This is a genomic window from Aliirhizobium cellulosilyticum (genome assembly GCF_014198105.1).
GTDB classification, from domain to species: Bacteria; Pseudomonadota; Alphaproteobacteria; order Rhizobiales; family Rhizobiaceae; genus Neorhizobium; species Neorhizobium cellulosilyticum.
On record NZ_JACIGW010000011.1, the window covers coordinates 1 to 13,128 of the forward strand.

Annotated in this window: 11 protein-coding genes; 5 read left to right on the top strand and 6 right to left on the bottom strand. The window is 59.1% G+C overall.

Translation table 11 applies throughout. The features are described 5' to 3' along the window. The 4 genes from GGE33_RS27405 to GGE33_RS25210 all read left to right on the top strand — a co-directional run. The coding region (locus tag GGE33_RS27405; RefSeq protein WP_210298034.1) for a hypothetical protein at positions 1-181 on the top strand (181 nt) is incomplete at its 5' end. A 150-nt stretch (positions 182-331) separates the two neighbouring features. Beyond that, positions 332-2,821: an ATP-dependent helicase HrpB gene (gene hrpB / locus GGE33_RS25200; protein ID WP_183829646.1), complete on the top strand. Its 2,490-nt coding sequence runs from the start codon at positions 332-334 to the stop codon at positions 2,819-2,821. A 101-nt stretch (positions 2,822-2,922) separates the two neighbouring features. Next, complete coding sequence (locus tag GGE33_RS25205; RefSeq protein ID WP_183829648.1) at positions 2,923-4,224, top strand: ActS/PrrB/RegB family redox-sensitive histidine kinase; 1,302 nt, start codon at positions 2,923-2,925, stop codon at positions 4,222-4,224. A gap of 63 nt (positions 4,225-4,287) precedes the next feature. Continuing rightward, entirely contained in the window at positions 4,288-4,863 is a 576-nt protein-coding gene (locus GGE33_RS25210; protein ID WP_148143861.1) for an ActR/PrrA/RegA family redox response regulator transcription factor, read from the top strand. Between the two features lie 69 nt (positions 4,864-4,932). On the opposite strand, the gene GGE33_RS25215 is transcribed toward GGE33_RS25210, so the two are convergent. Then, the gene (locus GGE33_RS25215; protein WP_183829651.1) at positions 4,933-5,427 is read right to left on the bottom strand and encodes an MmcB family DNA repair protein; all 495 of its coding nucleotides are present in this window, start codon (positions 5,425-5,427) and stop codon (positions 4,933-4,935) included. A gap of 187 nt (positions 5,428-5,614) precedes the next feature. Here GGE33_RS25215 and GGE33_RS25220 point away from each other — a divergent pair, with 187 nt between their 5' ends. Continuing rightward, positions 5,615-6,286, top strand: a complete 672-nt coding sequence (locus tag GGE33_RS25220) for a L,D-transpeptidase (RefSeq protein WP_183829654.1) — start codon at positions 5,615-5,617, stop codon at positions 6,284-6,286. A gap of 163 nt (positions 6,287-6,449) precedes the next feature. Here GGE33_RS25220 and GGE33_RS25225 read toward each other — a convergent pair whose 3' ends face one another. The 5 genes from GGE33_RS25225 to hslV form a co-directional block, all read right to left on the bottom strand. Continuing rightward, positions 6,450-8,459 carry a hydantoinase/oxoprolinase N-terminal domain-containing protein gene (locus GGE33_RS25225; protein ID WP_183829657.1) on the bottom strand — a complete coding sequence of 670 codons (2,010 nt, stop codon included), beginning with the start codon at positions 8,457-8,459 and terminating at the stop codon, positions 6,450-6,452. An 86-nt stretch (positions 8,460-8,545) separates the two neighbouring features. Then, a complete protein-coding gene (locus GGE33_RS25230) occupies positions 8,546-9,943 on the bottom strand; it encodes a cytochrome P450 (protein WP_183829660.1) in 1,398 nt (465 codons plus the stop codon). Positions 9,944-9,987: 44 nt separating this feature from the next. Beyond that, complete coding sequence (locus GGE33_RS25235) at positions 9,988-10,923, bottom strand: DUF1402 family protein (RefSeq protein WP_183829663.1); 936 nt, start codon at positions 10,921-10,923, stop codon at positions 9,988-9,990. 205 nt (positions 10,924-11,128) lie between these two features. Beyond that, positions 11,129-12,439, bottom strand: coding sequence for an ATP-dependent protease ATPase subunit HslU (gene hslU, locus GGE33_RS25240; RefSeq protein WP_183829666.1), 1,311 nt, complete (start codon positions 12,437-12,439; stop codon positions 11,129-11,131). A 75-nt stretch (positions 12,440-12,514) separates the two neighbouring features. Continuing rightward, positions 12,515-13,042: an ATP-dependent protease subunit HslV gene (hslV, locus tag GGE33_RS25245; RefSeq protein WP_139679091.1), complete on the bottom strand. Its 528-nt coding sequence runs from the start codon at positions 13,040-13,042 to the stop codon at positions 12,515-12,517. Positions 13,043-13,128 lie beyond the last annotated feature (86 nt).

Consider the following 13,128-nt stretch of genomic DNA (forward strand, 5'->3'; position numbering starts at 1 on the left):
CCCAATCAGCAAATGCCAATCTTTAGTGGTTTTCTTTAGAACGAGAAGCTTCGTCGCTAGCAGCGCCGCCGCCCTCGTCAGTGAGCGGGTTATAGATCCGACGACCCGATTGAGTCAACAGCCATTTTTAAAAAAATGTCATTTTTCTCCAATGCCATGCGAGCAGATGCTCATGGCTTAAATTGCGGGCATGCATAGATTTTCAGCAGTCGAAACGGCGCTCTTGTTCACTCGTGCGTTTCGCGCTGCTATGGCATTGCAAAACCTCATCAGGACGCCACCGACCTGATGGGTCTTTAGACGCCCGAAAATACCGAGAGCTCACATATATATGGAAAAGAAACCCCAAGAGGACAGATCTGATAGCAGCACGCATGCGCCACTCCCTATTATAGAGGTGCTGGGCGATCTAACCGTGGCGCTCCGCCGGAGCTCTTGTGCAGTCCTTTCCGCCCCACCGGGTGCAGGCAAAACGACCATGGTGCCGCTTACCCTGATCAAAGAGCCATGGTGCACGGGAAAGGTCATCCTGCTTGAGCCGCGGCGGCTGGCGGCGCGAGCTGCCGCTTCGCGCATGGCGGCGCTCAAGGGAGAGAGTGTCGGGCAGACGATCGGTTACAGAATGCGCCTCGACACGCGGATCTCGCAGGCGACACGGATCGAGGTCGTCACGGAAGGGGTATTTTCCCGAATGATCCTTGACGATCCGGAACTTGCCGGCGTTTCCGCGGTGATCTTCGACGAATTCCACGAACGCTCGCTCGATGCCGATCTCGGACTGGCGCTGGCGCTCGACACACAGTCGGCGCTTCGAGAAGACCTGCGTATAATCGTAATGTCGGCAACCCTCGATACGGATCGCATCGCGGCATTGCTGAACGACCCTCCGGTGATCAAAAGCAAAGGACGGAGTTTTCCGGTCGAGGTCCGTTATAATGAAAGAAGCCAGCAGGAGCGTGTCGAGGACGCAGTCACGCGTGCGATCGAAAGCGCACATCGCGACGAAGATGGCTCCATCCTTGCCTTTCTACCGGGACAGGCGGAAATCAGAAGGGTAACCGAGCGGCTGCAGGGCCGGTTCGATGCAGACACCGCGATTGCGCCACTTTATGGCAATCTGACACAACACGAGCAGGATCTGGCAATCAAGCCGGCAGCGCCTGGCAAGCGCAAGATCGTGCTCGCCACATCGATTGCAGAGACATCTATCACGATCGACGGTGTGCGGATCGTCATCGACAGCGGATTGCAGCGTCTGCCGGTCTTCGAGCCTTCCACCGGAATGACCCGGCTGGAGACGGTACGGGTATCACAGGCTTCGGCCGACCAGCGGGCCGGACGCGCCGGGCGAACCATGCCGGGTATCGCCATCAGGCTCTGGCACGCGGGCCAGACCGCTGCACTGCCGGATTTCACGCCGCCGCAAATACTCGCGAGCGATCTCTCAAGTCTCGTGCTCGACCTTGCTCATTGGGGCGTGGTTGATCCGACAACGCTCGCCTTTCTGGATCAACCGCCCGGACCTGCGCTTTCCGAGGCAAAAGGCCTGCTTCTCCTTCTCGGCGCATTGGACGACACCGGCCGGCTAACGCCGAGAGGTCATCTTATCCGTCAGCTGGCCTTGCCGCCTCGGCTGGCGGCGATGGTCATCAATGCGGACGAGGAAGGACGCGGGCTCGAGGCGAGCCATCTCGCCGTTCTCCTGACCGAACAGGGACTTGGAGGAAACGATATCGATCTCGATGAACGGCTGCGGCGGTTCCGGGCTGACCGCAGCGAGCGGGCCCAAGCCAGCCGGGGTCTGGCCAACCGGATAGCCGACAGTCTGCCAAACAAGGGAGCACAACAGACAAGCGGGTCAGCAGGCCCGCTTCTTCTCCATGCTTATCCCGACCGGATCGCGCTGCAGCGCGGCGGCAAGGGCCGGTTCATCATGGCCAACGGCCGAGGAGCGGAACTGCCGGAGACCGAGCGACTTGCCGGGGCCTCCATGTTGGTGATTTCCGACGTGAGCGGGAAGGCTGCGCGGCCACGCATTCTCAGCGCCGCGGAAATATCTCGTTCCGAGGTGGAAGCGGAGATGGGCGGTGCAATCCGGTCCGCAGAAGAATGTTTTTTCGACCCCGCCAGCCGTCAGGTTCGTGCGCGCCAAACCACCCGGCTCGGAGCAATCGTATTTAGCGAAAAACCCTTACCCAAACCGACCGGGGAACAGGCGGCACGGGCGCTGGCCGACGGCGTACGGCAGTTCGGATTGCACAGCCTGCCGTTTTCGAAGGAGACCCTACAATTCAGGGAAAGGCTGGGGTTCCTTCATCGATCGCTTGGCGAGCCATGGCCGGATGTCAGCGACGATGCGCTTATAGCCCGCCTTGATGAATGGTTCGTCCCCTATCAAGGCCATGCGTCCGCACTTACTTCGATATCGGCGGCGAGCCTTTCGGATGGGTTGCGTTCGCTGGTACCACACGAGTTGCTGCACACTATGAACCGGCTTGCGCCGACCCATTTCGAGGCGCCGACCGGCCAACGCCATCCTATCCAGTATGATGGCGCAGAACCGGTGCTGACAATCCGTGTCCAGGAGCTGTTCGGATTGAAAAATCATCCCGCGATCGCGAACGGCAAACTGCCGCTGCTTCTTGAATTGACATCGCCGGCACACAGGCCGATCCAGACGACACGCGATCTGCCCGGCTTCTGGTCCGGGTCATGGAAAGATGTTCGGGCGGAAATGCGTGGCCGATATCCCAGACACCCATGGCCGGAAAATCCGGTCGATGCCGCTCCGACAAGCCGCGCAAAACCCAAAGGTACGTGACAGGATGTCACGTACCATGAAATACTGGGTCGATTTTAAGAGGTTTGACCACTTTAAGGCACATATAAACAATGTCCGAAACAATATTGCATAGTACAGACATGACTTCATCGCAGGACAGCAAGATCGGCCATGTAAGCCGCAGCATCCGCCTACAAACCCTCGTCAGGCTGAGGTGGCTGGCCGTGGCGGGGCAGACAATAACGGTCCTGATCATCTGGGGCGTACTCGACTTTCCGATGCCTATCGCCCAGGCAACCATATTGATCGCAGCCCTTGCGGTCGCAAATCTCATTTTATCCGCTTGGTTTCCGGCCACCCACCGGCTTGGACCGAAATCAGCGCTCGCCTTGCTCTGCTTCGACCTCCTGCAAATGGGCGCACTATTGTTTATCACCGGCGGGCTGGGCAATCCCTTTGCACCGCTGATCTGCGTGCCGGTCATCATAGCCTTTGCATCACAGCCATTGCGTCATTCGCTCGTGCTGCTTGTCTTCGCGCTTGTGTGCACGACGGTTTTGTCACTCTCTCCTTACCCGGTCCCGTGGTATGAGGGAGAGCATTTGCGTATCCAGCCGATCATGCAGCTCGGGGTATGGTTCTCGATCGCCTCGATGATGGTTTTTGCGGCTTTCTACGCTTACCGCGTTTCCCATGAGGCCAGCCTGCTTGCCGACGCTCTGGTGGCGACGGAAATGATTCTGGAGCGGGAAAAACATCTCGGTCAGCTGGATGGTCTGGCCGCTGCTGCGGCCCATGAACTGGGAACACCGCTTGCAACGATCAGCGTCGTCGCCAAGGAAATGGAGCGAGAGCTGGGGCAGGACGAGCGCTTCAAGGAGGATGTGCAACTGTTGCGCAGCCAGAGCGAGCGATGCCGCGATATCCTGCGTCGCTTGACCTCACTGCCAGCGGAGGGCGAGGAGCATTTGCGGCGCCTGCCTCTATCGTCGATGATGGAAGAGGTGATCGCTCCGCACCGTCAGTTCGACATAGACATCAGACTGGTGCAGAAAACCGACGGTGGCCATGAACCCATAGGCGTGAGAAACGCAGGAATTCTCTATGGGCTTGGCAATCTGATTGAAAATGCGGTCGATTATGCAAAGAATGAGGTGGTCATCTCGGTGGAATACGATGACCAGCGGGTGGCGATCATGATCGAGGACGATGGTCCAGGCTATTCTGCCGTTATCCTCTCGCGTATCGGCGAGCCTTATATGACATCCCGGACACGCGAGCGGAGTGAGCATGCCGGCGGACTGGGTTTGGGGCTCTTCATCGCCAAAACCCTGCTAGAGCGATCAGGCGCATCGATCCGCTTCAGCAATCGCGGCGACGGACAGGTCGGTGCACGCATTCGAATAGAATGGCCAAGATCAATTATGGACAAGCCAATTTGATCTAGCTCCAATTTTATCGCGTTCTATATGATAATTGGGGTCCATCGATCCCGGAGAATGAAGATGGAAACAACACTGCAGCAATCCAATCCTCAGAATGAGGACTTTATTGGTTCCGACCCTTCACTGTTGATCGTTGACGACGATGGACCGTTTCTGCGTCGCCTGGCACGAGCCATGGAAACACGAGGCTTTACCGTTGAGGCCGCGGAAACAGTCGCCGAAGGCATTGCCAAAGTGCGCCAGCGGGCACCGAAATACGCCGTGGTGGATCTTCGGCTGGGCGACGGCAACGGCCTCGACGTCATCGAAACCATCAGGCAGTTCCGTCAGGATACACGCGTCATCGTACTGACCGGATACGGAAACATTGCGACTGCCGTCACTGCGGTCAAACTTGGTGCCGTCGACTATCTTTCCAAGCCTGCCGATGCGGATGATGTGTTCAACGCCTTGACGCAGCGTCCCGGAGAAAAGGCTGACCTGCCGGAAAATCCGATGTCGGCAGATCGCGTGCGTTGGGAACATATCCAGCGCGTCTACGAAATGTGCGAACGCAACGTTTCGGAAACGGCACGACGCCTCAACATGCATCGCCGCACATTGCAGCGCATCCTGGCAAAGCGGGCACCGAAATAAGGCGCCCGCCGCGACTTGCGGGCTGCGGGATTTATGTAATTGCGGCAGAGAGGCAGGCCATGCCCTTGACTACGTCTCTATGTCGTCGAAGCTCTTGCCGGTAGACCATTCCGCCATCATCAGGCGGTGCGCCGCTGTACGCGAAAAATCGAGCATCAACGCCTTGCGGGTCGCCGGCGCAAGCTTGTGTTGGGATGCGTCACGCAAGAGATGCGCCCCATAACCATCCGACACCATCAGGCCGCAGTCTTCAGGGAAAATTTCGAACGGGACATCCCTGTGCGTTGCAAAGATCAGCCGGTCGCAATAAGTCCGATATTCCGGCCACTTGCGGTCGATACGGAAATCCTCGATCGAGGTCTTTATCTCGACAATCCAGATTTCTCCCTTATCGGATACGGTGATCAGGTCGGCCCTTCTGCCATTCGGCAAGACCAGTTCGGGCAGAACAGCATGCTTCATATCGTGAAGCAGGATTTGCGCGCCCTTGCGGACCATCATCGCGCGAGGCGACTGACGGCCATCGATCAGAGGGTTGTCGTTCACAACATTCAATATCGTCATGCCTGTTCCTTAGCCATTACAGGTGGGCAGCATTGTGAATGTTGCAAAAAGACAATGGGCTTTTCAATTCGACTGCTGCCGACGCGCTGAGCGCTTGCGCAACTTGCCAACCGCAATCGAATGGAAAATAACGGTTTCGACGGCGGCTTGACGCCATTTCAATCGATAGTTTCACCAAGAGATATCCATGCGCTTTCGCAACAGCATGCTCGCACTCGGCCTGTTGGCAACCGCCGCCCTGGCCGGCTGCTCGACCACGTCCGAAACAGCCAAGACAGATGCACCGGTTCGCATCGAGACGGCCCAGATCTTCACCGATTCCTACGGATCGGTGACCGATGCAGGCTATACCCTGCCGGCCATTCCGATCAACCGGGTCAAGCAGGAGTTCGTCCGCCAGATCGTGAATTACGAAACTGCGGAAAAGCCGGGTACGGTTATCGTCAATACCCGTGAACGCCATCTCTACTACATCCTGCCGGGCGGCCGTGCTGTGCGCTACGGCATCGGCGTCGGCAAGGCTGGTTTTGCATGGTCGGGCACGGCCTATGTTGCCTGGAAGCAGGAATGGCCGACATGGCATCCGCCGAAGGAAATGGCAGCCCGCAAGCCGGATGTCGCCAGATACGTCGAAAACGGCATGGGTCCAGGCCTGAACAACCCGCTTGGCGCACGCGCCATGTATCTGTTCAACGAAAAGGGCCAGGACACGCTGTTTCGCCTTCACGGCACGCCGGAATGGGCCTCGATCGGCACGGCGGCTTCATCCGGCTGCATTCGCCTGATGAACCAGGACGTTATCGACCTTTACAGCCGGGTGCGTCCGGGCAAGGCAACCAAAGTCGTCGTGGTCCAGTAGGACTGACGGGATACCGAAATCAAAAAGCCGCCGAGGGCATTCCCGGCGGCTTTTTTGCTGCCAGGACGTGAGCCTGAATCTACCGGCCGTCACCCTTTCCTGTGCCGTAGCTTTGCCTGCGGGATTACGGGTATCAAGGCGCGGAAAGCCCACGGCGGTTCGGTCAGGATTGTGGATGTGCCATCCGCGGGCGGCCCGTTGCAGTGGCAACGATGCGCGCTTCAACGAGTTTTCGTCCGCCTTCAACTTCCGGTGCCATAATCTCCTTTTCGATGGAAATCAGGATGCCCTGGGCTTCTTCCTGTCCGGCCTTGCGCCGCGCTGCAATGACTGCCCGCTCCTCAGCGGCTTCTAGCGCACTCGCTTCCCCGATTATCGTGGTTGTCTCACCGGCACCGGTTACAATATAGACACCTTCTTCCGGCGAAGTGATGGTGACCGTCGCCGTAACCCTTATATGGCCGACGACAGCGCCGATGGCGTTGGCAACATCCGCATCAGAAGGAATGATCGATTCGGCTCCAAGCATATCGGCAATTGCAGGATAATAGACCGGTGCCGACGCGCCTAGACCGACAAGCGGACGGTCAAGCGAAATGGAAAACCGGGCGATACCCGGGACGCGCTTCAATGCCCGATCAACCGCAAGCGAGACCGATGGGTTGACTGATTCGGCACCGTCTTCCGCAAGGCAGGCCGAAAGCAAGATCTCGGAAGATTGCCGGGTCAGCCTCGCGACGATTTTGCCGGCCAAATCTTCTGGTGACGTGGCGATCTCGCGTCCCGCGCCGGTCTTCTTCCGGGCTGCAAGCTGCAGCCCCAATCGTGCTGCATCGGCATTCCACTGGCCTTGGCGGCCAAGAACATGCAGTGCGTCAGATGGTGTGATGCCGCTCAAGTATACGAGCCCGCGGCCCACAAGCCGGTCGAGAACCGATTTCTGGGAGTTCATTGTGAGCAATGCGTTCAATGCCACGGGTGCCGAGCCAATCCGCGCAAGAAGCGCCTGTTCCTGCGGTTGAAGGCTCCCAACCAAGGCTTCGTTCAAAGCGATCCGGACGGCGAAACGGCCATCGTGGCGACCAGTGTGGGTGGCACGTAGCTGCATATCGATAGCCGACAGAACGCTATCGCCATAGGTGGCCACCAGAAGGCTGAGAGGTAGAATACGTCGAGGACCGAGCGTGATTTTTGCCTCTAGCCCACGGTCATCGATATGCACTTCCGAATCACCGCCGAGGCCGAAAGTGCGCAACGCGACCGCCTCCACCATCGTCTTGTGACCGCCGACATTCGCGCCATCAAGCGCAAGCTTCGGCTTGCCGCCCTGAATTATCGCCACATCCGTCGTGGTGCCACCGATGTCTGACACAACTGCCTCATCCAGCCCGGTGAGATAACGAGCACCCACAAGGCTTGCCGCCGGACCGGAGAGAATGGTCTCGATCGGGCGTAGCCGTGCCTCGCCAGCGGACATCAACGCGCCGTCGCCTCGCACGACCATGAGGGGCGCATGGATGCCAGATTTTTCGAGAAAATCTTCGGTCGAACCGATCAGTCGGTCGATGATAGACACCAGGCGGGCATTGAGCAGCGTCGTCAAGGCGCGCCGCGGTCCACCCAGTTTCGAGGAAAGCTCGTGGCTGCAGGTGACGGGCTTGTGGCTCAGTTCGCGGATCCGATCCCTAACGCTGATTTCATGAGCCGGATTCCGGACGGCAAAATATCCGGCTACGGCGAAGGACGAAACCTTCGGGCCAAGTGTCGGGAGAGCCTCTTCCAGCATCGTCATCTCTAACGGCGTTTCGTTGCCGTGGACATCGTGGCCGCCAGGCAGGAAGATCACCGGATCGGTACCGAGCGCTTCCGAGAGCCCCCCTCGGGCGATATCTTCCGGGCCGAAGCCGATCATGACAAGCGCTGCCCGACCCCCCTGCCCTTCGACCAAAGCATTGGTCGCAAGCGTCGTGGACAGCGAGACCATGGCGATTTCCGCGGCCGGGATACCACTCCTTGCCAGTACCGCTTCGACAGCACCCGAGATTCCTTCGGAAAGATCATGCCGAGTGGTGAGCGATTTCGCCTTGGCGATCACCCCCTCATCCTCGCGGAAAAGAACCGCATCCGTGTAGGTGCCGCCGGTATCGATGCCGAGAAGAAGAGGTGAAGCCACGCAAGAATTCCCAAATCCTTATGAAGCAATCAATAAAGCATGGCGCGACAGGTTCAATCGACCGGGAAAGACATGTTCTGTCGCGGTCAGGACCTGATGCTTACACGCATCGGCATGCCATTCTGCGGCTGGGTCGTCAGTTTCTGCACCGGCCAGATGTCAGTACCGGGCATCGCATCGAAACGGTAGCGCTTCATCAGCACGGCAAGCGCAATCACCGCTTCCTGCATGGCGAAGGTTGCGCCGATACAGGTGCGCGGGCCGGCGCCGAAAGGCAGATACTGGAAACGGCCGATCCTGCCGCGATTTTCCGGCAGAAAACGCTCGGGCATGAAGGCGCGCGGCTTTTCCCAGTAGAGTTCGTGGCGATGCAGGGTCCAGGGCATGACGAGGATGGTGACGCCCGCTTCGATCTCGATGCTTTCGCCGCTCGGGCTCGTCCATTTGTCGTCGGCGATCGCCGCGCGATTCAGTGACGGGGCCGGCGGATAAAGCCTGAGCGCTTCCTCGAAGGAGGCGCGGACCCAGGGCATCAGTTCCAGCCATTCAACCGGCTCGGCACCGGAGCCAAGAACCTGGTCTATCTCCTTTTCCATTGCTTCGCGCACATGCGGCGAATGAGCGACGCAGTAGAGCGTCCAGGCGAGCGCGCGGGCCGTCGTTTCATGGCCGGCGCCGATGAAGGTTAGGATATTGTCCTCGATCTCATCCAGCGAGAGGCCGTTCGGACCTTCGAGCTGCAGGAGCAGAGTCAGGAAATCCTGCGGCACCGCGTCCGGCGTCTGGCGCATGCGCTTCTGCCGCTCCCGCATCGTGTCGGCGACGATCTTGCGGAATTTTTCGAGCACCTTGCGGCCGCCGATGCGGGTCAGGCGCGGCACCCAGGCCGGTGCGCGCAAGAGATCCATCGGGTCGACGCGGCCCATGCGGTGGAGCAGGCTGTCGACATCATCGGAAAAACTGTTGCTCTCGGTGACGATCTGGCCCGAGAACAGGGTTTCCGACAGAATCGAATAGGCGAGTTCCGTCATGTCGACGGAGATATCGTGGATCGCTCCCTCCGTGCCGACTGTCGCATATTTCCCTGCGTATTCTCCCGACTTCGCCAGCATCTGGCCGGCAAAACCGCGAGAATGACGGGGCGTGAAAACCGGCGCCATGGCCCTGCGCGAACGTTTCCAGACCGGGCCTTCCGCCGTCAGCAATCCATCACGCAGGATCGGCCGCAGGATAAGCTGGCGGATTTCCGACATCTCGTAGTTTGAGGCGTTATCGACAAGGACGTGGCGAATCAGCCCGGGATCGTTGACGATCAGCGTGCGTTCCTTGAAGAATTTCGTCTTGATCCAGGGCAGCGTGTAGGACGGCACACCCCACAGCTCCAGCGGGTTGCGCATGACCGTGCGAATGATCTCCAGCCGTGATGGCGGGACGGTGCGCGGTATGGGTGCCGGCGGCACAAAGGGGTCGGGGCGCATGTCCAAAGGCAACCCTCCTGTTCCGTTCCTGATTAAACCAATATCAGGACTTAGAGCAGCGATTTCAACTCGGTGATCTTGTCGTTGACGAGCCAGCCGTAATAATTCTCTTCCGGCAGACCGCCGCGGGCCTTCAGCGCAGCTGCACGCTGAGCCGAGCCTCCGGTATTGTAGAGCGTCGAGGTGATGCCGGGATTTTTGGAAATATCGACATCGGCGATCGACTTGTAGTCGTCTATCGAGCGGCGGATATTGGCCGCCATATAGGCAAGCGACTTGTCGGGATCCATGATCGCTTCATAGACTTCCGCGGCGTCGTTTTCATCCAGCTTCGAATAACCGGACGTGCGCGACACCATGTCGGACAACATCATCGCCGTCAGCGGATTGACCTGGCCGAGGCCAAAGGTCTGGCCGGCATAAAAGGGCTGGAAGAAAACCGCGCTGAAACGGTTGTCGGGATAGGCCTTTCCATCGACCTTTTTGCCGCGGAACGATTTCTCCCATACTGCTTCACGGCAATTCCACAGCGCGTAGGAACCGGATTTGTCCTCACAGGCGGAAAACTGCGGGTGCATCAGGAATTCGGAGATGGTTTCGCCGTCATAGGCGAAGCGGAAAGCGTTTCCTGCGTAAGCGGCCGCCTTGACGTAATAGCTCTGCAGCCTGTCATAGGCGTCGACATTATAGGTGTGCTCGCCGACGATCGCGCCGACCATGTGGATCGGATCGATGCCATAGGCGGCCGCGGTGGACTTGATCTTGCCGATCAGCGTCTTGTCGGTCGCCAGAAGCTCACGGATCTTGTCGTATTTGTCGTCGAAAGTGGTGCGGCCAGCGCGGGTACGGCGCACGGAAGCGCCGGGGATCTTGGGCTGCACGGCATTGCGATTGCCTTCCGGCACGATGGTCATGGCCATCACCGGACCGGTCGAGGAAGCCGCCCAGGCGACGGTCAACAGCAATGCAATAAGGGTGCGTTTCAAGATTTTCCGTGTCCCAGCGTTTTATCTGCGCCACTGCCGGCTCCAGAAACTGTGACAGGTCGATCTGGCAAGCCGCTCGCGTCTTCGCGAAAGCGCGTCACCCATACGTTAAGACATATTGGAATGTCGAGATAAAGACGTTCAAAAAGGCGTCAAGTTGCTTGAGTGTGGCAGCCAGGCGTTGCCCGGCTGCCACTTGAGCGGCTTAGAGAATGTAGCGCGACAGGTCGGTATCGGCCGCCAGATCGCCCACATGCTTACGGACATATTCGGCATCGATCTTCACCGACGTGCCGCCCTGATCCGGAGCGGTGAAGGAGATTTCATCCAGCACGCGCTCCATCACCGTCTGCAGGCGGCGGGCGCCGATGTTTTCAACCGTCGAGTTCAGATGAACCGCGACATCGGCAAGTGCGTCGATCGCGTCATCGGTGAATTCCAGCGTCAGGTCTTCCGTTCCCATCAGCGCCTTGTACTGGCGGATGAGGCTGGCCTCGGTTTCCGTCAGGATGCGGCGGAAATCCTCCTTGGTCAGCGGACGAAGCTCGACGCGGATCGGCAAGCGGCCCTGGAGTTCCGGCAGAAGATCAGACGGCTTGGCGACATGGAAGGCGCCGGACGCGATGAAGAGGATGTGATCGGTCTTCACCGGGCCATACTTGGTCGAAACCGTCGTGCCTTCGACGAGCGGCAGAAGATCGCGCTGCACGCCTTCACGTGAAACACCGGCACCCATGCCGCCGTCACGCGCGGCGATCTTGTCGATCTCGTCCAGAAAGACAATGCCGTCGTTTTCGACCGCACGAACCGCCTCGCGCTGAATTACCTCATTGTCGATCAGCTTGTCGGATTCGTCGCGGATCAGCTCGCCATAGGACTTGGCGACGGTCGTCTTGACCTTCTTGGTGCGGCCGCCCATGGCCTTGCCGAACATTTCCGACAGGTTCAGCACGCCGATATTCGCGCCGGGCATGCCGGGGATTTCGAAACCACCGGGCATGCCGGAGCCGCTATCGGCCACTTCGACCTCGATTTCCTTGTCGTCCAGTTCACCGGCGCGGAGCTTCTTGCGGAAACTGTCGCGGGTTGCCGGCGATGCGGTGGAGCCGACCAGCGCGTCAAGCACGCGTTCCTCGGCGCTCTGATGCGCCTTGGCCTGAACCTCGGAGCGCTTCTTTTCACGCACGAGGCCGATGCCGATCTCGACAAGATCACGGATGATCTGTTCGACGTCGCGGCCGACATAACCGACTTCGGTGAATTTTGTCGCCTCGACCTTGATGAACGGCGCGCCGGCGAGCTTAGCGAGACGACGGGAGATTTCCGTCTTGCCGACACCGGTCGGGCCGATCATCAGGATGTTCTTCGGCATGACTTCATCGCGCAGGCTCTCGTCGAGCTGGTGACGACGCCAGCGGTTACGCAGCGCAATTGCAACGGCGCGCTTGGCATCATGCTGGCCGATGATGTGGCGATCGAGTTCGGAAACGATTTCGCGGGGGGAGAAATTGGTCATGTGATCCTCTCGGCTTTCCCGTTGCGGCCGGCCAATGCGGCCCGGTCCGCGGGACCCTTTTGGGAATTGATTGAATTACTCGGCGTCGAGCGTTTCGACGACGAGATTGTGGTTGGTATAAACGCAGATATCGGCAGCGATATCGAGCGCCTGGCGCGCCACGTCTTCGGCCGACTTTTCGCTGTCCATCAACGCCCGGGCCGCAGCGAAGGCGTAATTGCCGCCGGAGCCGATGGCGATCGTGCCATGTTCGGGCTCAAGAACGTCACCGTTACCGGTGATTGCCAGCGTCGTGGACTTGTCAGCGACCAGCATCATGGCTTCAAGATTGCGAAGATATTTGTCGGTGCGCCAGTCCTTGGCGAGTTCGACTGCGGCGCGCATAAGCTGGCCGGGATATTGTTCGAGCTTCTTTTCGAGACGGTCGAGAAGCGTGAAGGCATCTGCCGTGGCGCCGGCGAAACCGGCGATCACATCACCGCCCTTGCCGATGCGGCGCACTTTGCGGGCATTGCCCTTCATCACGGTCTGGCCGAGGCTCACCTGACCGTCACCGGCCATGACGACCTTGCCGCCCTTCCTGACTGTAATAATCGTTGTCATCAATACACCTGTCTGCCCCTTTGAAAGCGGGCTTTTGGACCGAAGAAATCCCGCCAAACCGCTCTGGCTTTGCCGGGATCGTGTTG